The sequence below is a fragment of the Trueperella bialowiezensis genome, assembly GCF_900637955.1.
Classification (GTDB): Bacteria; Actinomycetota; Actinomycetes; order Actinomycetales; family Actinomycetaceae; genus Trueperella; species Trueperella bialowiezensis.
Window position 1 is genome coordinate 1,235,808 of the sequence record NZ_LR134476.1, and the last position, 24,365, is coordinate 1,260,172.

Here is a 24,365-nt window from a genome sequence, read left to right on the forward strand (position 1 = left end):
GAGCACAGGTGTTAGAACAACGGATCTTAGATGAGATCGCAGCTGAGCTAGCTGAAGCGGAGCGGACGCGGGCCGTGATGCCCCGCATCACGGCCCGGTATCCAGAGGCCACCATTGAGGACTCGTACTCCATTCAGGCCGCCTGGCGGGACCGCGAGGTTGCTGCCGGGAGGAAGATTGTTGGGCGCAAGATCGGGCTGACCTCGAAAGCGATGCAGGCTGCCACCGGTATCAGCGAGCCTGATTACGGCGTGATCTTCGAGGACACTGTGTTCGAGAACGGATCAGTGATCGACTTTGATCGGTTCTTGAATGTGCGCATCGAGGTGGAGCTGGCGTTCGTGCTCAAAGACCCGCTCGAAGGCCCGAACTGCACGGTGTTCGACGTGCTGCGAGCCACCGAGTTCGTGACTCCCGCGTTGGAGATTCTAAACTCGCATATCGAGCTCGAAGGGCGCACGATCGTCGACACGATCTCGGACAACGCGGCATACGGCGGAATGGTGTTGGGCGGCAACCCGATGAAGCCCGACGCCATCGACCTGCGCTGGGTAGGCGCCCTGCTCTACAAGAACGAAACGATTGAGGAAACCGGCGTGGCAGCCGGTGTGCTCAATCATCCGGCCACCGGCGTGGCCTGGCTGGCTAACAAGTTCGCCCAACATGGTGACCGCCTCGAAGCCGGGGAGGTCATCCTGGCCGGGTCGTTCACACGCCCCATGTGGGTCGACCGCGGTGACACCGTGCTGTGCGACTACGGACAGATGGGAACCATCTCATGTCGTTTCGTGTAGAACTCCCGCCCACATTCGCCCAGCGGTTGGCTGACCAGCGTTCGGCTGGTCAGCCCTCTGTGGGCGCCGGTCCTGCCGGGCTTGGCTCTGCCGAGCCTGGTCGGGCTGATAGCCGGGCCACGGCTAGTCAGGCAACTGGTGGCCGGGCGCTGGTCGGCATGTGGGTGACTTCGGGAAGCCTCGTCAACACGGAGATCGCAGCAGGTTCTGGCCTGGACTGGATCCTCATCGACGGGGAACACGCCCCGCTGTCTCTGGCTGACATTCAGAGCCAGCTGCAGGTGGTTGCCGCCTATCCGGCAACCCCGGTGGTGCGGGTGCCGGCCAACGACGTCGTGCTCATCAAGCAGTACCTCGATCTTGGTGCGCAAAACCTGCTGGTTCCGATGGTGCATACTCCTGAGGATGCTCAGGCTGCCGTGCGGGCAACCCGGTATCCGCCTCAGGGCGTGCGCGGGGTTGGCTCGGCGTTGGCGCGTGGTGCGCGGTGGAACCGCGTGGCGAACTATCTCCAGCGGGCTAATGACGAACTCGTGTCCCTCATCGTGCAGATCGAATCGGCTCAAGCCGTGGACAATGCGGAGGAGATCGCTGCCACGGACGGCGTGGACGCGATCTTCATTGGGCCGTCTGATTTGGCCGCTTCGATGGGGCTGATCGGCCAGCAGGGTCATCCCGATGTGGTGGCGAATGTGCAGCGAGCAATCGCCGCCGCCAGGAAAGCTGGCAAGCCGGTAGGCATCAACGCCTTCGATCCGACTCTTGCGAATAGGTATATCGATGAGGGGATCGACTTCATCCTGGTCGGGGCGGACGTGGCGATTTTGGCTCGTCAGTCGGAGGCGCTCGCGGATACCTATATTTATGCGCGCCAAGGCCAGGCGGGCGGCGAGGTGCCAGACTCTTATTAGATGCTGCTCGGTAGCACCGGAAACTTTTCCCGCTATAGCCGGAGATCTTCGTATATGCCAAGATCGCCCGCTATAGCGGGAAAACTTTTCGCTAAAACCGACTGACCGGCTGACTCGAGCCGGCTGAGCACAAGAAAAAGCGAGCTTCACGGTGCAAATGTCCGTTTGCACTGTGAAGCTCGCTCACGTGATGAGAGGGCTTCGCCCAGCTACTAGCTGTGCTTGGCTACGCCCGGCTACAGCCAGCAGCTAGGTGCAGCTGCAGCCTGCTCGAACCAGAGCGGGCCGGCTTACTTGCCGATCACGCCCTCCTGCTCGCCCAGAATGCCTTCTAGCTTGAACGCGCGGATCGGGTTGCCGACCACGAGCTCCTTGATGACTTCCTCGGCCTCGTCCATCTCGAGGCGATGCTCGGCCACGAGCTTGGCCACGTAACCGGAGTCGATGCGGCGAGCCACGTCGTGGCGAGCCGGGATCGACAGGAATGCGCGCGTGTCGTCAATAAAGCCCGAGGTGCGCGTGAAGCCAGCCGTTTCGGTGACGGCGCCGCGGAAGCGAGCCATTGCCTCCGGAGCGTCGATGAACCACCATGGCACGCCGATGAACACGGACGGGTAGAAGCCAGCCAGCGGAGCAAGCTCGCGCGAGTACACAGTCTCGTCCATCGTGAACGGGATGAGGTGCAGGTTCTCCGACGTGCCGAAGTCCGACAGCGCGGGCTGCAGGTTCTCGGTGAACTCAGTCTTCGTGGGAATGTCACAGCCAACATCAGCGCCGAACCGTTCGAAGGTTGGCCTGTGGTGGTTGCGGTACACGGCCGGATGTAAGGTCATGGTCAGGCCGTCTTCGCTGGCCATGCGGACCTGCTCGTACATCATCGACCTGCGCAGCGCGTCTGCGTCTTCCTTGCTGACCTTGCCGGCCAGTGCTTCCTTGTAGATGCGCTCGGCCTCGGCGTCGGACAGGCGCGCGGTGCCCGGATCGGCGTGCGAGTGGTCGGTAGAAATCGCGCCGTTCTCCTTGAAGTAGGCGCGGCGGTTTTCCATGGCCTCGTTGAAGCCGGCCCACGTGGTCGTATCCACGCCCGACGCATTCGCGAGCGCCTCCATGAGCTGCGGCCAGTCCTCGCGGGCGGGCTCAAGGTACTTGTCCGGACGGAAGGTCGGGCGTACTTCGCCGTCGAAATCCGGATCTTCCTTGATCTTCTTGTGGTGGCGCAGGTCGTCAACCGGGTCGTCGGTGGTAGCGATGAACGACAGCGGGAAGCGCTTGTACAGCGCGCGCGGGCGGAACTCGGGCTCCTGCAGCCGTTCGGCGATCTGGTCGTAGATCTGGTCGGCGGTTTCTGCCGACGGGCGCACGCGGATGTCGAAGTAGTCGTAGAGTTCGTTTTCCATCCAGTACTTCACGGGCGTGCCGCGGTAGAGCCACCAGTGCTTGAACAGGAGCTTGAACGCCTTGCGGGATTCTTCTTCAGAGAAGTCCTTCTGGCCAACACCGAGCAGCGCCAGGTCAACCCCGTGGTTGTGGAGCATGCGGTTGACGTAGTGATCCGGCGTGATGAGCAGCGACGTCGGATCCTTGAACGGCTCGTCATTCGCGAGCCACTCCGGAGGCACGTGACCGTGCGGAGAGATGATCGGTTCATCCTTGATGGAATCGTGAAGTTTGCGCGCGATGTCGCGGGTCGTAGGATCGGCCGGGAACAGGCGATCCGGATGCGGCTGGAGTTTCATAACTGCCTTCCTCTGTATATTGCCTGCCTGTAGGCGATTGGTTGGCCCGCCTTAGGCGAGGTGGATCATCGGTGATCCGCTCTCATTCTAGGATAGGTGGTCGCGATTAGAATGGGTACCCGTTTGGTGAAGATGGGAAACATTTCCCGACGACGCCGTCTCTCGGCAAGCAGCAGACGCCCGGCGGGTACCAGACGCCCGGCACATCACGGTTTTGACATTCCGGACTTTTAGCCCTCGAGTTAGGCGGAAAAAATTGTTACGCTCTACCCATCTCGTGATTCCTTTCGACAGGGAAAGGAATCTGCGGGAGCGTATCCGCAGCGTTGCGAAACGCGCTCAAATTTCCACGCGTGAGCCCTCGCACAGGGCCACATTAAGGAGTTCCAATGAGAAAACGTTGGAGGCTTCTCGCCGTGCTCGCCAGCATGCTTCTTGCCGTGACCGGATGTTCTGGTTTCGGTGGTATTCAGCTGGATAGTGTCGGCGACGAAGACACTGTTTCTTACTTTAAGGTTGCGCTCAACCAGACTGAGAGCCATCCGTCGTATATTGCGCTTGAGGCGTTTGCGAAGGAGTTTAACGAAAAGACGAACGGGCGCTACGTCGTCGAAGTCTTCCCGAACGAACAGCTCGGATCCCAGCAGGAAGTCCTGCAAATGGTGAAGTCCGGGGCTATTGAGATGGCGATTGTGTCTGGTACGCAGCTGGAAAACATTAACACTGATTTCCGGGTGTTGAACATGCCGACGACGTTCGGCTCGATCGAGCATCAGATCAAGGTTCTGCAGTCTCCCGAGATCGTGGGTGACCTTTTCTCTTCGTTGGAGGAGAAGGAGAACATTACGGTGCTCGGTGGTTACACCCAGGGTGAGCGTCACGTGTACACGACGTTCGGGCCGGTTGAAGTGCCGGAGGATCTGAGTGGTCAGAAGATCCGCGTGCAGGAATCGGACATGCACATTCGGATGATTAACCTCATGGGTGGGTCAGCGACGCCGCTGTCTTACGGTGAGGTGTACTCGGCGTTGCAGGCCGGCGTGCTTGACGGGGCTGAGAACAACATCGTGTCTTACCTGACGGCGCGTCACTTTGAGGTGGCGAAGCACCTGTCGTACACGGGCCACCTGGTGGGTCTTGATTACATGATTATGCGCCACGATCTTTTGCAGGCAATGCCCGAGGCTGATCGGGAGCTGCTCTACGAGGCATGGTACGACTCGATGGACAACCACACCGAACTGTGGCTGAAGGAGACCGAAGAAGCGAAGGCTGAGACGGAGGCTGGGGGAGCCCAGTTCCACGAGGTCGACAAGGAAGCTTTCGCTGAGGCACTTAGCCCAATCGTGGACGAATACTTGAAGACCGACTACCAGCGTTCGCTTTTCGAAGCGATCCGCGATGCAGATAAAGAAGGGAGCAAGTAATCATGACTACCGTGTATAACGGACTGAACCGTTTCCTCCAGATTCTGTGCATCATCCTGTTTACTTTGCTTGTGTTGGCAACCACGTGGCAGGTGTTCTCCCGTCTCGTCCTGCACTCTCCGGTCACCTGGTCGGAAGAGCTGGCAAAGATGCTGTTCGTATGGCTGTCCTTCCTCGGCTCGGCCCTCGTGTATGGCGAACGCGGCCACATGGCCGTGGAGTTCGTCGCCCGCAAGTTCGACGATTCGAAGGAGCGCGGCTTCGCGATCTTCACCCACGTGGTGTCGTTCATCTTCGCAGTCATGACACTCGTGTGGGGTGGCTGGAACGCGGCAATGAACGCGTGGTCGCAGAACCTGACGGCCCTGCCGGTCAACATCGGTTCCGTCTACCTCGTGATGCCGATTGCCGGCGTCGCTATCGCGCTGTACGCCGTCTACCACATCATCGAAATCTCGGCCGGCCGGGAGACGAACTACCCGGTGCCCGAAGCCGAACTTGCCGCTGAAGAAGGCGAAAAGATGGCTGCCGACGCCGAAAAGGAAGCACAGGTTGAACAGAAGGGAGCAGACAAGTGACACCTACAGCTGCCGCAGGTCTGATCCTGCTTGTTGGAATCGTAATCCTGATCGCCACCTCGGTGCCGATCGCTATTGCTATTGGTTTGCCGACGACGATCGCAGCCATGGCCGTCATGGCCCCCGACGTGGCCGCCATGTCGATCGCCGGACGCATGTTCACCGGCGTGAACTCGTTCTCGCTGTTGGCCATCCCGTTCTTTATTTTGGCCGGCGTGCTCATGAATCAAGGCGGTATCGCTGCCAGATTGATCGACGCCGCTAAAGTGCTGGTCGGTAAGCTTCCGGCCGCTATGGCGCAGACGAACGTCGTCGCTAACGGCCTGTTCGGATCCGTGTCGGGTGCTGCGGTTGCCGCGGCCTCCGCCATCGGTACGATCATGAACCCGCGCATGGTCAAGGACGGCTATTCGCGTGAATACGCGGCCGCCGTCAACGTGGCCTCGGCGCCGTCGGGCATGCTGCTGCCGCCGTCGAACACGTTTATCGTGTACTCGCTGGTGTCGTCGACGTCGATCGCCGCGCTGTTCATGGCCGGCGTCGGCCCGGGCTTGCTCTGGGTTGCCGTGTGTTTGGCCGTGGCCGTCATCTTGTTTTACAAGTATGAGAAGGACAATGTTGTTCCGCCGGAGGACCGCCCGTCGCTGAAGGTCATCGGCATTACGCTGTGGCGGGCCATCCCGTCGCTGCTCATGATCGTCATCGTGATCGGCGGTATTTTGGGCGGCCTGTTCACCGCGACCGAATCGTCCGCGATCGCCGTCGTGTACTGTCTGGTTCTTGGGTTCTTGTACAAGAACATCAAGATCAAGGACCTGCCAGGCATTCTGGTGAGCGCTACGCGCACCACCGCGGTTGTGATGCTGCTCGTGGCCGTGTCGTCGGGCCTGTCGTGGGTGATGGCGTTCGCGCGTATCCCCGACATGATCTCGAACGGCCTGCTGTCCATCACCGACTCGAAGACGGGCATCATCATTATCATCATGCTGATCCTGCTCGTGGTGGGTACGTTTATGGATCCAACCCCGGCCATCCTTATCTTCGTGCCGATCTTCCTTCCGATCGTCACGGAGCTGGGCGTGCACCCGGTGCACTTCGGCGCGATGGTCGTCATGAACCTGTCGGTAGGTGTGATTACGCCGCCTGTGGGCAACGTGCTCTTCGTGGGCGCGAAGGTTGCAGGCCTGCGCATCGAACCGGTGATCGGAAAGCTGTGGCAATTCCTCGTGGGAATCATCCTCGCGCTTTTCGTGGTCGCGTTCGTGCCAGCCATCTCGCTGTGGCTCCCAGGAGTTGCAGGATTGCTGTAACCGCCTGAGTGGTGACTCGAAGAGCGGCGGTGGGCCGGGTGAAAACCCGGCCCACCGCCGTTTTGTTGTCGCTTTGCGCATGGGTGCTGGTATTTTGCGCTTCCGGGCGGCCCGCCCCGCGCCAGCGCAGCGCTTCCCGGGGTACACGTTGTGTTCCGGGGGTACCAAATCCGGCAATTTGTCTACCCCGGGAACGCAACATGTACCCCCGGAACATGGGGTAGGCCCAGCAGGCGGAGGGCCAGCGCGTTAGACGCGGGAAGTGCCTGAGCCCGGAACGCGGAGAACTAGAGCCCGAGCACCCGCTTCTTGAGGGCGTCGTAGTCGGCTTCGGTGATGAGCTCCATGTCGAGCATCTTCTTAGCCTGGGTCAGTGTGGCTACCGGATCGTTTGCCTCGCCGCCCGCAGTGCCACCCGTAGTGCCACCAGCGCCAGAATCAGCGCCGCCGGCGGGTTGCTGCAACGCCGCGAGTCCGCCTGCCATTCCTGCACCCATGCCGAACATGGCCAGCCCGTCACCGCCGCCGGCCTCGCCGGCGGCCTGCACGCCCCGAGCCGCCGACTGCTGCAAGAACGCATTGCCGCGTTGACCGGCCAGCGCGTCGGCCTTGCGCACATCAGACAGCAGCTTGGTTGTGTCGGCGTCGTACTCAATAGAAGCGATCGCGACGGACGGAATGATGAGGCCAAACCGGCTCGTCCAGTGGTAGTTCTCCTCGACAGCGGCAGACAGCGAGCGCGCGAAGCCCACCGAATCGGCCTGCAGGTTGGCGATCCGCCCGGCGCGTTCTGGATCGTTGGAGTAGCGCGAAAAGGCGGCGGCCAGCGAGCCCACCAGCTCGGTGAACAACTGCTCGCCGACCGGATTGTCGGAATCAGTGAAGTCAAAAACCGGCGCATCTGGCTGCAGGTAGTTAGCCGGCACGAGGTTCGTGATGAACAGGAACGGGTCGGAAATACGCAGCGTATACGTGCCGCGTGCCACCGCGCCCACCTGCGTGCCGAGGAAGGCGTCGTCCCAGTGAATCTGCGACTGGGTACCAAACCGGTTGCCCGTAATCTCCTTGAGGTTGACGAAGATCGCCACATGCTGCGCGCCAGGCTGGCCGCCGAACTTGAACCGCTGCCACGACGTCGCCAGCGTGGGCGAGATCAGACCGTCAACGAACAGGGTCTTCGCGTTCTGATCTCCCGGATTCCACACGTACCCGCCGGGCTCGGCGATGAAGCTGGTGATCCGCCCGTCGACAAGCGTGACCAGGCCATACCCTTGCGGTACCACCACACGCGAACCATTACTCACGATCGCCCGCGAGTGCCGCGTGTTCGAGCCGCGCCCGGCGTTCTGCTCCTGCATGACGGCCGGGGCGAGCGCCGCCGTCGGCGGAAGATCAGCGGGAAGGGTGAGGAAGTCGAGCCACTGGTCGGCGAACGTGCCGCCAATCGCGCCGGCGAATGCTTTGATGAATCCCATGTGCTTTCCTTTTTGTAGTGTCGGTTCTGATGTCGGTTCTGATGTCGGTTCGCGCGCCACGCCTACGTGGGCTCACGCGCGAAAGGTTAGGTGGGCTCGTATCTCGTGATCGTCGTGTCGTTGATGCGCATGCGCGGCTGGTGCTCGTTGCGATCTTTGATCTTGCTTTCCTGCACGTCTGGATCGTTGTAGTCGAACTCGTCGAGGTGCGTGACGTCCCACAGTTGCGCGTTTGCCTCGTCTTCGAATGGGTGCGTGTCTTCGAGTTTCACGGTCCGCCGATACACCCACGTGATCGCGGTCAGCATGGTCAGCAGCGGCGCGGCTAACGTGAAGAGCAAGGCGGCCAGGCCGAGGATCTTCGTCTCTCCAGGCATGCGGAAGAAACCGAGGTAGGTGAGGAATAGGCCGAGCAGAAAAACGAGTAGCGTCAGGCCGCCGCTGAACGCCATGAGCGTCCGATGAGACACCGGTAGCGAGCCGTTGACCTTGCCGGTCCGTCCGTTGACGGCCACGTGATAGTCCAACTCCGGCTCTTTCTTCGCGCTGGCGAACCGCGCGCTATAGAGCCATACGGGCAGGTAGATGGCGAACCACCGCGAGCCCACGAGGTCAATCTGCTGTTTATCCCAGCTCACACCCCGGTCGTAGTGGGCGAGGGTCGGCCGGATGCGTTGGCGGCCGATGGCACTCACTTGCCAGAGGGTGACGTCGGTGAGGTCGTCGACGTCGAGCGTGCGACGTTCGGACGTGTAGCCGCGCATAAGGTTCGCATCGAAAGCGACGGCGTTCTCGGTGTCGAAAGGCTGGAGCGTATTGAGGATGTTGACGGCGCCCTTGGCTCCCACGCCTACGGATGCGGCGAGCGTCTTAAAAGACGTGGCGAGGATGTTGAACCGGCTCGGGCGCTTTTCCTGGTAGCCCTCCGAGTACACGCCGTAGTCCGCGGAGGATTCCACGGCCAGGTCGTCGACGGCGATGTTGAACTTTCGCCCGACCTGATAGCTGTCGACGTCGTACGACCTCCGCGACCCTTCCACCCCTCGGCCTTGCTGGCGTTCCCCGCGACCTTCGAGTGTGATCGTCGCATTCGTATCAACGACAACGTACGGCAAGTACACCGCACGCACGGCGTCCTTGTTGAATTGGCGGCGAAAACGCCCGTCGACCCAGATGCCACCGCTGCGCATGTGACGTTTCATCGACTTGATTGCTTCTTTGCGGCTGACCTGGAAGGGCAGAATGAGGTCGGGAACCAGGCCGTTTGGGATCTGCCGGTTGATTGACAGGGTTTGGCGGCACCAGTGGCATGTGGCTTGCAGAGTGTTGTCGGTGTGGAGGACGATCTCACCGCCGCAGCCTTGGCATTTTACTGTGACGAGGTTGGAGGCATGCTTATCAATATCGGAGGCGCCCAGCCCGATGTGCATGCCGGTAAGTTCCCGCACGTCGGTGGATGAGTGTTCGGCAACCGTTCGGGTGGTCCATGTGTTCTTGCAGTATGCGCAGGTGAACGTGCCGGCGTCGACCTTGACCTCAGCCGAACCGCATCGCGGGCACTTGTTCAGACCGTGATCGCGGCCCGAAAACGAGTCAATGTATCGCGGAGTGGAGGCCATAATCTCCTTACCTCACCGTTGCCGAACCTTTTCTTTTAATTTAGCAACGCAAGGAGGAGAGTCGGCAATATTCCGGTAAACAACAGGTGAACGGGCGGGCTGAGCCGGGCGGTTTGGCTGGGCCGGGCCGGGCCGGCACCAAACGCGGAGCTAACGCTTGAGGATTTCGGGTTTGCTGCATATATGTGCAACGTTTCGGAAAATCTCAATAGTTAGCTCCGCCTTGCGTGGGAAGAGCCGGACCGAGTGGAGAGCTAGAGCGCGATAGCAAGCATGACGCAGCCAAGGATGATCGCACTCAGGCCGAGCGCCATCATTCCTAGCAGGCCGGCATTTGCCCGCACGCGGTGTTGGAAAGCACGCCTGTCGGATGGCCCAACATCAAGCTGTTCGCCTAGGTGGGAGTAGGGATCGCGGCCCGGCTTGGCATGCTGGCGCTCATTACCAGTCCGGCCATCACCAGGCTGGTCATCACCAGGCTGGCCACCGCGGCCCCCACGACCACCGGGCTGACCAGCGTTAGGTTCAGCCATCTTGGCGTTCCTCGCGCCGGTCGCCTGACCAGTTGGTGTGGTACACGCCGTCAACGTCCACGCGCCGGTAAGTGTGTGCGCCGAAGAAGTCGCGCTGCGCCTGGATGAGTGCGGCTGACAGGCGAGGGGAGCGTACGCCATCGTAGTACGACAGCGAGCTTGCAAAGGCCGGCACCGGAATGCCCGCACCCACAGCCTTTGCGACGACTCGCCGCCAAGCCGCTACCGACTTGCTGATCTCACCGGCGAAATACTCGTCGGCAATAAGAAGCGGCAGCTGCGGGTTGCGCTCGTAGGCTTCGGTAATCCGGTCGAGGAAGCGGGCGCGGATGATGCACCCCTCACGCCAGATGCGGGCCATGGCGCCGAGGTCGATGTCCCAGCCGTATTCGTCCGAGGCCGTGCGAATGAGTTCGAAGCCTTGCGAGTAGGCGATCATCTTTGAACTGTAGAGTGCGAGGCGGATATCTTCGATGGCGGCCGCGCGATCATCCTCATTAACGCCGTCCGCGCCCGGCGTCGTGTGTGCGGGTAAGACGCCCTGTGCGGCTTCGCGCTGGGCAACAGAACCGGACAGCGAGCGTGCGAACGTGGCTTCGGCGATGCCAGTGGTGGGTACGCCCAGCCCGGCCGCGGTTTGTACGGTCCACGCGCCCGTACCCTTTTGCGCGGCCTGGTCGAGCACGATGTCGACGAACGGCTTGCCCGTACGGGCATCGGTGTGGCGGAGAACTTCAGCGGTGATTTCGATGAGGTAGGAGCCGAGTTCGCCGTCGTTCCACTGTGCGAAAACCTCGCCGATTTCCGGGGCGCTCATGCCGAGTACGCGACTCATGAGGTCGTAGGCTTCGGCGATGAGCTGCATGTCCGCGTATTCGATGCCGTTGTGCACCATTTTGACGAAGTGGCCGGCGCCGTCCGGGCCGACGTGCGTGCAGCACGGCGTACCATCTGGAGCTTTCGCGGCGATGGCTTCGAACATGGGGCCAAGCCGGTCATAGGATTCTTTCGTGCCGCCGGGCATGATCGACGGGCCAAGCAGCGCGCCCTCTTCGCCGCCTGATACGCCGGCGCCCACGAAGTGCAGGCCGCGCTCGCGGAGAGCTGCTTCCCGACGGCGGGTGTCTTCATATTGGGCGTTGCCGCAGTCAACGATGATGTCGCCGGTGTCCATGTGTGTGGCGAGCTGTTCGATGACGGCGTCGGTGGCCGCACCTGCCTGGACCATGATGATCGCGACGCGCGGCGTGGACAGCGAGCGCACGAAATCCTCAATCGGGCCGGATGGGAAGAACTGACCTTCGCTGCCGTGCTCGGCGATCATCGCGCCCGTGCGCTGCGGCGTTCTGTTGTGTACCGCTACTTTGTAGCCGTTGCGCGCCAAATTGCGCGCCAGATTTGATCCCATGACGCCCATTCCGGTGACGCCGATGTCTGCGATTCCTGCTTCAGGTGTGGGAAATTCCACGTTTTCCACGTTAGCTCCTCAGTCCAGCTGTATCGAGAGATAATTTTACCGAAACCGCGGTTTAATCGCCGATTTTGTTCAATATTGAGAACGAAGGCTCGGAAGGCCGCGGATCGGTTCACTCTCACCAAAAATCCAAATAGGGGACTTTAGTCCTTGCGCTTTTGCTTAGGCTGCCCTAACCTAATTACACAAAGATGCGCTTGCGTTAAACAAGCGTTAAACAAAACTCTAAGGAGCATACATGCACATCAGGAAGGCACTTGCCGCCGTGGCTGGCCTCGCACTTCTACTTTCGGGCTGTTCGTCTAACAGTGACAAGCCGGCAGAGGGGAACGAGACCACTGCACCAGCAGAAGCAACCACGGAGGCTGCAGACTTCCCTCGCACGGTCAAGCACGCGTCGGGCGAAACCACGATTGAGGCACAGCCTGAACGCATTGTCGTCATGGACATGGCAGCGCTTGACACGCTTGATGCTCTTGGAGCGGGAGACAAGGTCGTAGGAACTGTCACATCGAATCTTCCTACCTGGCTGGCTGACGACGACGGAATTAACTACAGCAACGTCGAGTCGGTAGGCTCCCTCAAGGAACCAGACATGGAAGCCATTGCCAAGCTGGATCCGGATCTGGTGGTGTTGGGTGCCCGCTCTGCGAAGCTGTACCCGGAGTTTGAAAAGTCGTTCACCACTATTGATGCCACGCATTCGTGGGATGTCGATAACTACTCGGAGACTGTGCCGGATCAGATCAAGATGATCGGCGAAGCAGTTGGCGCTGATGAGGCGGCGGAAAAGTCTGCTGATGAGATCACCAAGCTGATTGCGGACAATAAGGGCGCAGCTAAAGACAAGGGTAGCGCTCTGGTCATCATGACGAACGGTGGCGAGATCTCGCTGCACGATTCGAAGTCGCGCTGGGCTCCGATCTACGACGTCTTCGGTTTCACCGAGGCATACAAGAAGGACGAGGCCGATGAAGGCCACAAGGGCGACAAGGTGTCGTTCGAAACAGTGAAGGAACTCAACCCGGACTGGATCTTCGTGGTTGACCGTGACGCGGCGGTTGGCAAGACCGACGCGGGAGTGACTGCGGAACAGGTTCTGGATAACGAACTGGTTCACTCCACAAACGCATGGCAGAACGAGCAGGTGGTTTACCTGTCGCCTGAACGTTGGTACATCGTGATGCAGGGAGCTTCGAACTTCCCGGCGATGCTCAACGAAATCGCAGATGCCATCAAGTAAAAAGAAAACTTCTCTTGCCGGGCGAGTTACACCTGCCGCAACAGTCTCGCCCCCGCGCCGGCTCAAGCCGCTGAACCTTGAGCCGGCGCGGCCTTGTGTAAATCCCGCATCGTGCCCGCACACGCCCACGTGTAGCAGGTCAGGCAGGCGGGGCAAGTTTGCCTTGTTGCTAGCGGTATCGGCTATCACCGTCGTCGTGCTGGCTGGCATTTCCACGGCGATCGGCGGAGCCGACATGAATCTGATGGACATCCTGCTCGGCCGCGGCAGCGCGGAGGACATGCAGGTGCTGCGCGCCTCGCGCATCCCGCGCACGCTCGCCGTCGTGCTGTCCGGCGCGGCGATGGCAGTGGCCGGGCTCGTCATGCAGCTTCTGGTGCGGAACCGTTTTGTGGAACCGTCGACGACGGGCGTCACCGAATCCGCCGGGTTAGGCATCCTCGTGGCAACAATCTTTATGCCTGCGATGAGCCTGCCAATAAAAATGCTCGTGGCCGTGCTTTTCGCACTTGCGGGCACGTTCGCGCTAACTGCAATAGTCCGGTCGCTACCGCATCGAGACATCATTGTGGTTCCACTGATCGGCCTCATCCTGTCTGGAGTGATCGGCGCGGGCGCCACATTCCTCGCCTGGGAGTTCAGCCTGCAGGGCACTCTCAACGCGTGGATGACCGGCGACTTCTCGGGCATTATCCGCGGTCGCTACGAACTGCTCTGGATCGTAGCTGCCGTGGCCGCGCTGGCATACATTTATGCGGACCGCTTCACCGTGGCCGGTTTGGGCGAGGACCTCGCACGTAACCTCGGACTTAACTTCCGAGCCGTGCAAGCTTTTGGGCTGACGATCGTCGCCGTGGTTACCGGTATCACCACGGTGGTTGCCGGCCCGCTTCCATTCCTCGGCCTGGTCGTGCCCAACCTCGTCTCTATGGTGCAAGGTGACTACATTCGCCGCTCGCTACCCCTCGTGGCGCTCGTCGGTGCCGCGTTCGTGCTACTCGCTGACATCATCGGCCGCAGCCTCATTTATCCGGCGGAGATCCCGGTGGGCGTGGTCATGGGCATTATCGGTGCGGGTATCTTCCTGGTCATTTTGGTTCGGCGGGTGAAATGAGCATCGATATTGACCGCGCGATTAACGCGCGCCGCACAGACATCCGCCGCAAGCTTGCGATCATCGGCGTGGCCGCGGCGGCGATGTGTGCCCTGTTCTTAACGTACGATGCGCTCGACGCGTGGGCAGTTATCGGCCCGCTGCGGGCCAAAAGGCTGGGTGCGCTGATCGTCGTCGCGATTGCGCTGTCAACGGCCACTGCCGTGTTCCAAACCGTCACACGTAACCGAATCTTGAGCCCGTCAGTCATGGGCTTTGACTCGATGTATCAGCTCACCGCCACGGCCTCCGTGTTCTTCTTCGGCTCGACGGTGATCGCGAAAGTGCCCGGGCCGGTCATGTTCGCCATCAACACGGCACTCATGATGATCCTGGCGGTCACACTGTTCATGGCCGTGCTCGGCCGCAACCGCTCGAACGTTTACCTGCTCGTGCTCGTGGGCATCGTGGTCGGAACCTTTTTGCGCTCGATCAATTCGCTGTTGACGACAATCATGGATCCGGGGGAGTATCTGGCGGTAGCCGACGCCCATACGGCGTCGTTCGCGGTGATTAACACGACGTCGTTGCAGGCGGCAGTAGTGTTAGCGATTCTCGCGCTCGGTTACATTTGGCTGCGCGCCCCGGAATGGGACATCCTCGCCCTCGGGCCAGACACGGCCCGCAGCCTCGGGATCCGTTACCGGCGTGAAGTGCGCCTGGCACTCGGCGCCTCGGCGGTTCTCGTCGCATCAGCGACGGCGCTGGTTGGGCCGCTCATGTTCTTCGGCCTACTCATCGTCAACATCACCGTGTTTGCTACGGACTCGAACCGGTTACGCGACCTGATCGTCGGCTCGTCTGCGATGGGTGTGGCCGTGCTCGTGGGAGGGCAGGCGATCCTCGAGCACATTCTGCATCAGGCAACAATCCTGCCCGTCATTTTGGAACTCGTGGGCGGCCTGCTCCTGCTCACGATGATTGTGAGAGGTGCTCGCAAGTGATCGAGATTTCCAACGTCACCATGGCCTACGACGCCGATCCGGTGGTGTGCGATGTCAGCTTCACTATCCCCGACTCGGGGGTGACCGCACTCATCGGACCGAACGGCGCGGGCAAGTCCACCCTGCTGGCTGGTGTGGGGCGGCTCAACCCGCTACGCGGCGGGAATGTGCGGATCGACGGCGTCGACCTCGGCGACTGGGACGCCGAAGAACTCGCGCGCACCGTAGCGATTCTGCGGCAGGAAAACCACCTGTCGATCAGGCTGACGGTGGCAGAGATCGTCATGCTCGGCCGCCACCCACACTCGAAAGGCCGGCGCACGCGGGACGACTACGCACACGTGGCCCAGGCATTGGACTGTGTGAATATGCGCGACCACGCCGATAGGTTCCTCGACGAACTCTCGGGCGGGCAGCGCCAACGCGCCTTTATTGCGATGGCTCTCGCACAGGACACGAAGTATTTGTTGCTTGACGAGCCGCTGTCCGCACTCGATATGCGCCATGCCCGCGACATGATGCGCCACCTACGCAAGGTGTGCGACGAGCGGGGGATCTCCGTGGTCATCGTTATTCACGACGTCAACACGGCCGCCGCCTATGCGGACACGATGGTGGCACTCAAAGACGGCCACCTCGTAGCACACGGGACTCCCGCGGAAGTCATGCGTGCCGAGCAGCTCGAAGAGATTTTTGGCGTGGACGTGGATGTGGCAACGGTAGGCGGCCGCCTCGTCGCAATGCCAGTGGCCTAGGCGCTACCTGGCTGGGCGGAACCAAACCAGACGGAACCTAGGCCACCAAGGAAAATCTCAGCCTATGCCAGGGCCGCGTTCACGACCTCCTTGGCCTCGGCTTGCACCTGCTTGAGGTGGTCTTCTCCGAGGAAGGATTCGGCGTAGATCTTGTAGACGTCTTCTGTACCCGACGGGCGGGCAGCAAACCAGGCGTTTTCCGTGGTGACCTTCAGGCCCCCGATCGCCTCGTTGTTGCCTGGAGCGTTGACGAGGCGTGCCGTGATCGGTTCGCCGGCCAGCTCGGTGGCCGTCACGTCCTCTGGGGAGAGGCCCTTGAGTTTGGCCTTCTCTTCCTTCGTGGCAGCCGCGTCGATACGCGCGTAAGCGGATGCGCCGTACTTGTCGACGAGCTCGCGGTGCAGCTCCGACGGCGACTTGCCGGTGACCGCCATGATTTCGGATGCGAGAAGGTCGAGGATCAGGCCGTCCTTGTCCGTGGTCCACACGGTTCCGTTCATCCGCAGGAACGATGCGCCTGCCGATTCTTCGCCACCGAAGCCGATGTCGCCAGTGATCAGGCCGGGTACGAACCACTTGAAGCCAACCGGCACTTCCACCATCTTCTTGCCCATGCCAGCAACCACGCGGTCGATGAGCGAGGAGGAGACGAGGGTCTTACCCACGCCAACATCTGCCTTCCACTGGTCGCGGTGGCTGAACAGGTAGTTGATTGCCACGGCGAGGTAGTGGTTGGGGTTCATGAGTCCGGCGTCCGGGGTGACGATGCCGTGGCGGTCGGCGTCGGCGTCGTTGCCCGTGGCGATGTCGAAAGGTGCCGAACCATCTGCGCCGGGCTTCATACGCTCGAGCAGTGAGGCCATGGCGTGCGGGGAGGAGCAGTCCATGCGGATCTTGCCGTCCCAGTCCAAGGTCATGAAACGCCACGTGGGGTCGACCGTCGGGTTCACGACCGTGAGGTCCAGCCCGTAGCGTTCGCCGATTGCACCCCAGTATTCTGCCGAGGCGCCACCCATGGGATCTGCACCGATGCGGATTCCAGCGGAGCGGATCGCCTCGAGGTTGATGATCGAGGCGAGGTCGTCAACGTAGGCAGACAGGAAGTCGTGCCCGCGCGTCGTCTCAGCATTACGCGCCTTCTCGTAGGGCACCCGCTTAACGTTCTTCCACCCCTCGCGCAGCAGTTCGTTGGCACGCGCGGCGATGACCGACGTCGCATCCGTATCAGCCGGGCCGCCGTGTGGCGGGTTGTACTTGAAGCCGCCGTCGCGAGGAGGATTATGCGAGGGCGTGATCACGATGCCGTCGGCGAGGCCGGGGCCTTTCGTACGCACGCCAGCCGCCGTGTTCGCACCGTTCGCCGTGAGGATTGCGAGCGAGACGCCGGGCGTGGGAGTCCACGAATTTCGCGCGTCGATACGCACCTCGATATCGTTGGCGGCCAGCACTTCGAGAGCCGTCTTCTCTGCGGGTTCGGACAGGGCGTGGGTATCACGGCCGATGTATAGCGGGCCGTCGATTCCCTGCGACCTGCGATATTCGACAATCGCCTGAGTGGTTGCGACGATATGCGCCTCGTTAAAAGCGCCGTCGAATGCGGAGCCGCGATGCCCCGACGTACCGAATACCACCTGCTGAGCCGGATTCTCCGGATCAGGCTCGATGTCATAGTACGCCGCAATGAGGGCATCAACGTCGATGAGATCTTCTTCTTGAGCAAGTTTGCCAGCACGTTCGTTCATACGTGTATGTTCTCACTTTTTGTGACGCAGGTCTACGAATTTATGCCAACCGCTATGAATTTCCGTCAGGCAGCAGCAAAGCGACGTCTCCGTGAACGCGCGCCTCCCACGTTCCACCCCACCTTGCCTGCGCATACGCGACCTTGTCCGCCACCGGCTCGTCCAGCTGCACCACCCACGCTTGCGGGATCACGTTGCCCATCGATCCCGTCCAATACACCTCATAATCGGGCGCGAGATACGCCAGATGAGAGATATCCGAGGCGACGACGAGCCGCTCGGCCTGCCCACCGGCGTCGGCCTGCTCACCCTCGGCTTGGTTGCCAGCGGAGCGCTCGTGGCGTTCGCGTTCGACGTCGGCAAGGTCAGCGAGCGCCTGCTGCGAGCCTGCCGGATCCCACACGTACCAGCCGTGGGCGACATGCGCGAGCGGCCCGCTGCCCACCATCACGAGCGACGAGGTGAGGGCGACCGCGCTCGCCGCGATCTTGACGTGCTCCCGGCTCGCGCCCGGCTCGCAAGCATCTGGGTCGCTCTCGTCAGCCCGGCTCGCGGCGAACCTGCGATACCCGTCTATTCCCGCGACCACGACGATCGGCATGAGCACCGCCGAATAGTGCCACGTCCAACCCCAGTAGTGTTCGATGTTGCCAATGAAACGCCAGGCGAGCGTGGGAACGATCATGACCATGAGCGGGGAGCGCAGCGCGATGATCCCGCCGAGCAGGATGAGGAGCCCGAGCGTGAACCACTTCTGCCACGGCGTGGCAAAGCCCAAGAGTTGCTCGGCGAACGTGACGTCGTCGATCCGGTCCGTGTAATCCCATCCGCCGGCTGTATTGAAGGTGGGAATAATAAAGAACACGCTGGCCACGAACCAGCCCACGCCCCACAGGCCAAGGCAGATCCACGGGCTGGCACGGCCGAGCCACGCGCGGGCGGCGAGGTTCTGACGCTGGGCGTACGACGGCGTCGTACCCCGGCTTGCCGCCGACCAGCTCGCTCGCCGCGCGTCCCACAACCCCACGCCCGCGAACGCGGCCACGGTGAGCCCCAGGTCCTCTTTGACGAAAACCAGCGCGGCGATCCAGATGATGGCCGCTCGGGGGCGTCCGCTGACGTAGCACGCCAGGCCGAAGGCGAGCAGGGGAACGGCAAACGCGATCTCGTGGAACTGTACCGCCACCGCGTTGGCCAGCCCCCAGCTCAGCGCGTAGGCAAGCGCGACGGCCGCCCCTGGTCTGCCGAGCTGCCTGCGTGCAAGCCACGTCACCGGCACGATCGACACCGCGAACAGTGCGTTCTGCACAATGAGCAGGGTGAGCCCGGAGGGGAACAGGGCAAAAATCGGCGTGAGTAGGAACAGGATGGGGTGGAAGTGGTCGCCCCACAGGTTGTAGCCCGGGCCTTTAATCGCCACGATGGGTTCGGCGAAATTACGGTAGCGGTCGAGCAGCTGAGTAAAAATCCCCAAGTCCCAACTGGGCGCCGCGAAGTTCGCCCACTGCCATAGCGAAAACGCGCTATAGCCGGCAAATGCCAACCCGGCGAGCACCCACCCGAGCCGGTCCGACATGAGCCGGTCTGACATGGGCCGATCACGCATAGGGCGCGCAGTCAGGCGGCGGGGCATCATACGATGTTCCGCTTCTGGATCACCCGCAGGACGATCCAGCCCAGCGGCACGCGCCCCCAGAACGTGAACAGTCGGTAGAGCACAGCGGTGGAAAACGCGATCGACGAAGGGATCCCGGCGATCACTAAGCCGCCGGTCAGTGCGGCTTCAACCGGGCCGATACCACCCGGTGAGGGCACCACAGAGCCAACCGAGTTCGACAGCAGGTACGTGATGGCCAGCGTGACGAGCGGCAACTCATAGCCGAAGGCCTTGAGCGACATGCCGAACGTGGCGATGAACGCCGCCGACTGGAACACGGCTCCGCCCGCACCTAAGAGGATGCGGGTCGGATGCGTGACGAGCCAGACCATCCGCGGCCAAATCTGCTGCAACGTGGGCCGAATCTTGCCAAGCACCCAGTCGCGGATCGGTTTGATGACGAACATGATGGCAATCGCAGCAATGACCACGCCGATCGCGATCATCACCGACCCGGACGGCAGAGATAGGTTGCCAAGATCGCCGGTGAGCAGCGAGAGCACGAGCAACAAAATGATAGTGACGAGGAACTGGGCGATCTGCGTGATCGTCACCGTGGCCACCGCCGGCGTCGTCGGCACGCCCTTGCGATGAAGGAAACGCAGGTTGAGCGCTGCCGGGCCGATACCTGCCGGGGCCACGAGAGTGACGACGGAGGCGGCCACCTGCACGGCGAGGGTCTCACCGAACGGCAAGTTTTCCTGCGTGTAGGCCTTGAGCGAGATCGCGGCACCCACATACGTGCCAAGTCCCACGAGGAACGCGGCGACCATCCACCACGGGTTCGCGTTCGCGATTGCGGTTCGTAGGTCGTCGAAATTAAGCGAGCCAAGTAGCGCGACGACGGCGACCACGCCAATCGTGACCGTAATGATCGTCTTCGGTGAGAAGCGCTTGAACTCGACGTCTTGGAAATTAGTCGCTTCGGGAATGTCTTGGGCGAGTGCGTCGCGAAGCGCCTGCAGATCCTTCTTCGAAAACGCATCTTTCGTGTACCTGGGCAGGATGGTGCGCTGGAGGAACGGCGCAATCGAGGCCACGATTGGCGCGGGCAGGGCGCGCTGCAGTGAGGCGACGGCGCGATCCACACCCACGGTAGACGCCAACATCGCAACCGTTTGGGCAAGATCAACCTGGCGGGCGGCGTCAGTAGACAGCACAGAGCCGTGGTGCCAGGCCGTCACCCGCAGGCCGTCATCGGTGACCTTCACGTATTTTGCGTGCATGTTGCCATGCGACATGCCGGCGCGGTGTGCGAGGCGAAGCTGATCCCACAACGAATCAAGGTCGGCGTCGGAAATATCGTCGGCCGGTACGTCGTCGATAAAAGGCTCTGTTGAGGCAGGCTCGATGAGCACGATCGACGACTCCATGCGCGCCAAGCCCACAAGCTTCGGGCTATCGATCCCAACCTTTTCCGCACGCATCGAAATCAGTACCATCTGTTCGGCCATCGCAGCGGTCGTGCTACGGGTTTGCCGGAAGGTCGTGCGCAGGGTCAGCCGCGCCCACAGGTCGTCAAGGAAAGAAATGACCTGGCGGTCGGCGTCGAGCGCCTTGACGTGAAAGGCGCGCTCGTCGTCGTCGGTAGCAATATAGTTGCGCGACACGAGCGACGACCGCGTGGCCGGATACTTAGCCCGCGCCTCTTGCCGAAACATTTCGGCGTCCAGCCCGTTGATCTCCCCAAGGTCGTCACGTTTAGCGAGGTCTTCAAGTTCGCGGATGAGGTTTTCCGCCTCGGACGTCACCTCGTTATCTGTGGGGGAGGCTTGAATAATCTGCCGGATTTGCTCGAGACCAGCCATGTTGGTGTGCCCGAGCGGCGCGGCAGAATCAATGTGGTAGGCGTAGAGCGGATCGTCGGAGGTGAGGTCGTCGATCCGGATAATCGTGACCGGATCGAGCCCGGCGCGGCGGATCATCGTCACGAGATCGGCCCCCGTGGTGCGCTCGGGTTCACCGCCGATCACGTAGCGGGTGGCAAGCCCGCAGGCGAGCCCCACGAACACGGTCAAAAGCGCAGCGGTTAGCGTCTGGTTTCCCTGGATCACCGAGAACACGAGCACGATGGCCAGCAGCCACCAGCCCGTGCGGGTAATCCGCGAGCCCTTAGCCGATCCGGAAACGGCCAGGATCGCAGCCACCACGGCCACATACGGCACGAGCGCAATATGAGATTGCTGCTCGATCGCAGTGGACAGCTGGTCGATGAACCGCGACGTCGGCCACCAATGCTCACCAGCCCACACGACCACGTTCGTCACCACCGCGGACACGCCGGCAGCGACCGCCGCAGTGGCGAGCGTGCGCCAACGGCGTCGCACAATCATTTCGGCGATCAACGCGAACGGCAAGAAAAACGACATGAGGCCTTCAAGCACGTTGATCGGCAACGCAAGCAGAGTTTCGAGCACGCCGCCGGTTGCCCGGCGCACGTCCGCCGCTATCGCAAACGTAGTGGTCTGGGCGTAGACGGCCACGAAAGCAAGAAGCACCGCGCCGAGCACGGCGAGCACCGCCCCGAACAGATCCGCGGGGTTGCGAGCCCACCGCTGCGGCGAATCAATTAAGAGCACACGGCGGCGCGGGGTTTGGATCTGCGAGGTCACAAGGTGATCCTATAATCTAACGGAGCCGGAGCGAATTAAGAACCACGATCACGGACGACGACGCCATCGCAAACGCCGCAATCCCCGGCACGATCACCCCGCCCACAGCGAGCGGAATGGCGATCAGATTGTAGGAGAACGCCCACGCCAGATTCTGCTTGATGATTTTTAGTGTGGCCGCCGAGACGCGTAGCGCGGCGGGAATCGCCCGGATGTCGGAGTTGACGATCGTGATGTCGGCGGCCGCTTTGGCGACGTCGGTTCCCGACCCCATCGCGATCGAAAGGTCTGCCTGCGCGAGTGCGGCCGCGTCGTTGACGCCGTCGCCCACCATCGCCACATTCGCCTTTTGCTGCCATTCGCGCACGATTGCCACCTTGTCTTCCGGGAGCACGCCGGCGTGGACGCGGTCGATGCCGAGCTCGGCGGCCACGGTGCGCGCGGCCGCCTTGTTATCGCCGGTTACGAGCACCGGTGTGAGCCTCTGGTCGCGCAGCCCGTCCACGGCCTCCTTGGCCTCGGGGCGCAGCGTGTCGCGTACGCCGATCACACCGATTACGCGGCGATCAACGGTGACGACGACGGCGGTGGACCCGGATTCTGCGATCCGTTCGGCGGCTGCGCGTACCGGCGCGACGTCGTGGTCGGTCAGCCAGTCGAGCTTGCCAGCGGCCACGCGTTCGCCGTCGATCTCGCCGACGACGCCCCCGGCCGGAACCGCCGTGAAACCGGTGACCTGGCGTAGCGTAAGGCCGCGATCCTGGGCGTCCCGGACGATTGCTTTCGCAATGGGGTGCTCGGAATGGGCTTCGAGGCTCGCGGCGTAGGTGAGCACCTCTGCCTCTGTTGCTTCGTGTGCGACGACCTCGTCAACGGACATGACCCCGGTGGTGAGCGTGCCGGTTTTGTCGAGCATGATGACCTCGGCTCGGTGTGCGCCTTCGAGCACTTCCGGCCCGCGGATGAGCACGCCGAGTTTGGAGAGTTTGCCTGATCCGGCCAGCAGGGCGGTGGGCGTGGCGAGGCCAAGCGCGCACGGGCATGCCACGACGAGAACGGTGATCGCCGAGGCCAGCGCCATCTGCACGGGGTTGCCGAGCGCGAGCCGCACAACCAGTGTGACCAGCGCAATCACGATAACGGCGGGTACGAATACGGACGAGATACGGTCCGCGATCCGCTGCACGGGCGCCTTACCGGTTTGTGCTTGGGCGAGCAGGCGGCCCATCTGAGCCAGCGTTGTTTCTTCGCCCACCCGGGTTGCCCGCACGTCGAGCGAGCCCTGCTCGTTGATCGTCGCGCCGGTGACCGGCGAGCCTACGGTGACGTCGATGGGCACGGACTCCCCGGTCACCAGCGAGGCATTGATGGCCGAATGCCCGGCGACGACGACGCCGTCGGCAGCCACCGTTTCCCCGGGGCGGACCCGGAAGATGTCCCCAACCTGGAGCTCGGACGCGGGGATCATGCGGCCGATCTCAGCGCCGCCTCGGGAGACGAGGAAAGCCTGGTCTGCGCCGAGTTCGAGGAGGGCGCGAAGCGCGTCGCCGGCCGATCTGCGCGATTTCGCCTCCAAGTATCGGCCGAGCAGAAGGAAGGTGACGATCATGGCGGCGGACTCGAAGTACAGGTGCGGCTTGCCCGTTAGGCCGTGGATGCCGCTCATGTGCATCGTGTAGCCGATGTGCCCGGCGCCGCCGAACAGGAGCGCCCACAGCGACCAGCCCATCGAGGCGAGCACTCCGAGGGAGACGAGGGTGTCCATCGTGCCTGCGCGAGCTCCCTTGTGGAAGGGCCAGCCGCACCAGAAAGCAATCGGCAGGCTCAGCGCGGCGACCAGCCACTGCCAGCCTGGAAATTGCAGGGCGGGGATCATCGAGATGCCGACGACCGGCACCGAGAGCGCGGCTGATATAACGAAGCGCCGCCACAGATCTGTTGTGCGTTCTTCTGCGGCTGTTTGTGCGGCGTCGTCGGCCTGTGCCGGGTTCTCAACGACGGTGGCGCCGTAGCCGGCCTTGGTAACCACGTCGATGAGTTGATCGGGGGTGATCGAATCGTCGCTGACGACCACGTGGGCGCGCTCGGTGGCCAGATTGACCACCGCTTCGACGCCCGGAACCTTGTTGAGTTTCTTTTCCACGCGCGCCACGCACGCGGCGCACGTCATACCCGAAACGGCAAGGTCAATGTCGGTGGGCATTACCGTTCGATGCGTACGAGGTCGTAGCCCGCTTCGTCGATTGCTTCGCGCAGCTGGTCGTCTGTTGCTTCGCCGACGACCTCAACCGTGGATGTGCCATCCGCGTCAAGCGTGACGATAACTTCGTCAATGCCTGAGATGGCGGTGAGTTCTTCTGTTACGTGCGATACGCAGTTGTTGCACGTCATTCCGTCTACGT

General features: G+C 62.1%; 19 protein-coding genes. 9 read left to right on the forward strand and 10 right to left on the reverse strand.

Annotation, left to right across the window (positions count from 1 at the left end; all coding sequences use genetic code 11):
* Positions 1 to 8: 8 nt before the first annotated feature.
* Both hpaH and EL234_RS05680 read left to right on the forward strand, forming a co-directional pair.
* The gene (hpaH, locus tag EL234_RS05675; protein WP_126416550.1) at positions 9 to 794 is read left to right on the forward strand and encodes a 2-oxo-hept-4-ene-1,7-dioate hydratase; all 786 of its coding nucleotides are present in this window, start codon (positions 9 to 11) and stop codon (positions 792 to 794) included.
* A complete protein-coding gene (locus tag EL234_RS05680; protein ID WP_241968954.1) occupies positions 779 to 1,705 on the forward strand; it encodes an HpcH/HpaI aldolase family protein in 927 nt (308 codons plus the stop codon). Before hpaH ends, EL234_RS05680 begins: the two co-directional genes overlap by 16 nt.
* A 290-nt stretch (positions 1,706 to 1,995) precedes the next feature.
* Here EL234_RS05680 and uxaC read toward each other — a convergent pair whose 3' ends face one another.
* Positions 1,996 to 3,441, reverse strand: coding sequence for a glucuronate isomerase (gene uxaC / locus EL234_RS05685; RefSeq protein ID WP_126416551.1), 1,446 nt, complete (start codon positions 3,439 to 3,441; stop codon positions 1,996 to 1,998).
* A gap of 389 nt (positions 3,442 to 3,830) precedes the next feature.
* On the opposite strand from uxaC, the gene EL234_RS05690 reads away from it, so the two are divergent.
* Genes EL234_RS05690 through EL234_RS05700 form a run of 3 tightly spaced genes read left to right on the forward strand, consistent with a single transcriptional unit; the run spans position 3,831 to position 6,756 of the window.
* Complete coding sequence (locus EL234_RS05690; protein WP_126416552.1) at positions 3,831 to 4,868, forward strand: TRAP transporter substrate-binding protein; 1,038 nt, start codon at positions 3,831 to 3,833, stop codon at positions 4,866 to 4,868.
* A 2-nt stretch (positions 4,869 to 4,870) separates the two neighbouring features.
* On the forward strand, positions 4,871 to 5,446 hold the full coding sequence (locus tag EL234_RS05695; protein WP_126416553.1) for a TRAP transporter small permease: 576 nt from the start codon (positions 4,871 to 4,873) through the stop codon (positions 5,444 to 5,446).
* Positions 5,443 to 6,756: a TRAP transporter large permease gene (locus tag EL234_RS05700; protein WP_126416554.1), complete on the forward strand. Its 1,314-nt coding sequence runs from the start codon at positions 5,443 to 5,445 to the stop codon at positions 6,754 to 6,756. Before EL234_RS05695 ends, EL234_RS05700 begins: the two co-directional genes overlap by 4 nt.
* A gap of 287 nt (positions 6,757 to 7,043) precedes the next feature.
* Here EL234_RS05700 and EL234_RS05705 read toward each other — a convergent pair whose 3' ends face one another.
* From EL234_RS05705 to gndA, 4 genes are all read right to left on the reverse strand, one after another.
* Positions 7,044 to 8,231 (reverse strand): SPFH domain-containing protein, encoded by a 1,188-nt coding sequence (locus tag EL234_RS05705; RefSeq protein ID WP_126416555.1) that lies wholly within the window; start codon positions 8,229 to 8,231, stop codon positions 7,044 to 7,046.
* 86 nt (positions 8,232 to 8,317) lie between these two features.
* Entirely contained in the window at positions 8,318 to 9,850 is a 1,533-nt protein-coding gene (locus EL234_RS05710) for a TFIIB-type zinc ribbon-containing protein (protein WP_126416556.1), read from the reverse strand.
* Positions 9,851 to 10,104: 254 nt separating this feature from the next.
* A complete protein-coding gene (locus EL234_RS05715) occupies positions 10,105 to 10,383 on the reverse strand; it encodes a hypothetical protein (protein ID WP_126416557.1) in 279 nt (92 codons plus the stop codon).
* Positions 10,376 to 11,851: an NADP-dependent phosphogluconate dehydrogenase gene (gndA, locus tag EL234_RS05720; protein WP_126417265.1), complete on the reverse strand. Its 1,476-nt coding sequence runs from the start codon at positions 11,849 to 11,851 to the stop codon at positions 10,376 to 10,378. Before gndA ends, EL234_RS05715 begins: the two co-directional genes overlap by 8 nt.
* A 244-nt stretch (positions 11,852 to 12,095) precedes the next feature.
* Between gndA and EL234_RS05725 the strand changes: the two genes are divergently transcribed.
* From EL234_RS05725 to EL234_RS05740, 4 genes are all read left to right on the forward strand, one after another.
* Entirely contained in the window at positions 12,096 to 13,100 is a 1,005-nt protein-coding gene (locus EL234_RS05725; RefSeq protein WP_126416558.1) for a siderophore ABC transporter substrate-binding protein, read from the forward strand.
* Positions 13,101 to 13,266: 166 nt separating this feature from the next.
* Positions 13,267 to 14,214 carry an ABC transporter permease gene (locus EL234_RS05730; protein ID WP_241968956.1) on the forward strand — a complete coding sequence of 316 codons (948 nt, stop codon included), beginning with the start codon at positions 13,267 to 13,269 and terminating at the stop codon, positions 14,212 to 14,214.
* Positions 14,211 to 15,197, forward strand: a complete 987-nt coding sequence (locus EL234_RS05735) for an iron chelate uptake ABC transporter family permease subunit (RefSeq protein WP_126416560.1) — start codon at positions 14,211 to 14,213, stop codon at positions 15,195 to 15,197. The genes EL234_RS05730 and EL234_RS05735 overlap by 4 nt, the downstream gene beginning before the upstream one ends.
* Positions 15,194 to 15,952, forward strand: coding sequence for an iron ABC transporter ATP-binding protein (locus tag EL234_RS05740; protein WP_126416561.1), 759 nt, complete (start codon positions 15,194 to 15,196; stop codon positions 15,950 to 15,952). Before EL234_RS05735 ends, EL234_RS05740 begins: the two co-directional genes overlap by 4 nt.
* 62 nt (positions 15,953 to 16,014) lie before the next feature.
* On the opposite strand, the gene pgm is transcribed toward EL234_RS05740, so the two are convergent.
* The 5 genes from pgm to EL234_RS05765 are packed head-to-tail and all read right to left on the reverse strand — an operon-like array spanning position 16,015 to position 24,354.
* Entirely contained in the window at positions 16,015 to 17,694 is a 1,680-nt protein-coding gene (gene pgm, locus EL234_RS05745) for a phosphoglucomutase (alpha-D-glucose-1,6-bisphosphate-dependent) (RefSeq protein ID WP_126416562.1), read from the reverse strand.
* 52 nt (positions 17,695 to 17,746) lie between these two features.
* Positions 17,747 to 19,285, reverse strand: a complete 1,539-nt coding sequence (locus EL234_RS05750) for a DUF2079 domain-containing protein (protein ID WP_206750436.1) — start codon at positions 19,283 to 19,285, stop codon at positions 17,747 to 17,749.
* Between the two features lie 41 nt (positions 19,286 to 19,326).
* Positions 19,327 to 21,963, reverse strand: a complete 2,637-nt coding sequence (locus EL234_RS05755) for a lysylphosphatidylglycerol synthase transmembrane domain-containing protein (protein WP_126416564.1) — start codon at positions 21,961 to 21,963, stop codon at positions 19,327 to 19,329.
* Positions 21,964 to 21,979: 16 nt separating this feature from the next.
* On the reverse strand, positions 21,980 to 24,166 hold the full coding sequence (locus EL234_RS05760) for a heavy metal translocating P-type ATPase (RefSeq protein ID WP_126416565.1): 2,187 nt from the start codon (positions 24,164 to 24,166) through the stop codon (positions 21,980 to 21,982).
* Positions 24,166 to 24,354 (reverse strand): heavy-metal-associated domain-containing protein, encoded by a 189-nt coding sequence (locus EL234_RS05765; protein WP_322787193.1) that lies wholly within the window; start codon positions 24,352 to 24,354, stop codon positions 24,166 to 24,168. The genes EL234_RS05760 and EL234_RS05765 overlap by 1 nt, the downstream gene beginning before the upstream one ends.
* Between the last annotated feature and the right edge of the window lie 11 nt (positions 24,355 to 24,365).

Excerpts from the sequence above, each read along its gene's own strand:
- EL234_RS05680 (WP_241968954.1), top strand. The coding sequence starts at position 779 with ATGTCGTTTCGTGTAGAACTCCCGCCCACATTCGCCCAGCGGTTGGCT.
- uxaC (WP_126416551.1), bottom strand. The coding sequence starts at position 3,441 with ATGAAACTCCAGCCGCATCCGGATCGCCTGTTCCCGGCCGATCCTACG.
- EL234_RS05690 (WP_126416552.1), top strand. The coding sequence starts at position 3,831 with ATGAGAAAACGTTGGAGGCTTCTCGCCGTGCTCGCCAGCATGCTTCTT.
- EL234_RS05695 (WP_126416553.1), top strand. The coding sequence starts at position 4,871 with ATGACTACCGTGTATAACGGACTGAACCGTTTCCTCCAGATTCTGTGC.
- EL234_RS05705 (WP_126416555.1), bottom strand. The coding sequence starts at position 8,231 with ATGGGATTCATCAAAGCATTCGCCGGCGCGATTGGCGGCACGTTCGCC.
- EL234_RS05710 (WP_126416556.1), bottom strand. The coding sequence starts at position 9,850 with ATGGCCTCCACTCCGCGATACATTGACTCGTTTTCGGGCCGCGATCAC.
- EL234_RS05715 (WP_126416557.1), bottom strand. The coding sequence starts at position 10,383 with ATGGCTGAACCTAACGCTGGTCAGCCCGGTGGTCGTGGGGGCCGCGGT.
- EL234_RS05725 (WP_126416558.1), top strand. The coding sequence starts at position 12,096 with ATGCACATCAGGAAGGCACTTGCCGCCGTGGCTGGCCTCGCACTTCTA.
- EL234_RS05735 (WP_126416560.1), top strand. The coding sequence starts at position 14,211 with ATGAGCATCGATATTGACCGCGCGATTAACGCGCGCCGCACAGACATC.
- pgm (WP_126416562.1), bottom strand. The coding sequence starts at position 17,694 with ATGAACGAACGTGCTGGCAAACTTGCTCAAGAAGAAGATCTCATCGAC.
- EL234_RS05750 (WP_206750436.1), bottom strand. The coding sequence starts at position 19,285 with ATGTCAGACCGGCTCATGTCGGACCGGCTCGGGTGGGTGCTCGCCGGG.
- EL234_RS05760 (WP_126416565.1), bottom strand. The coding sequence starts at position 24,166 with ATGCCCACCGACATTGACCTTGCCGTTTCGGGTATGACGTGCGCCGCG.
- EL234_RS05765 (WP_322787193.1), bottom strand. The coding sequence starts at position 24,354 with ATGACGTGCAACAACTGCGTATCGCACGTAACAGAAGAACTCACCGCC.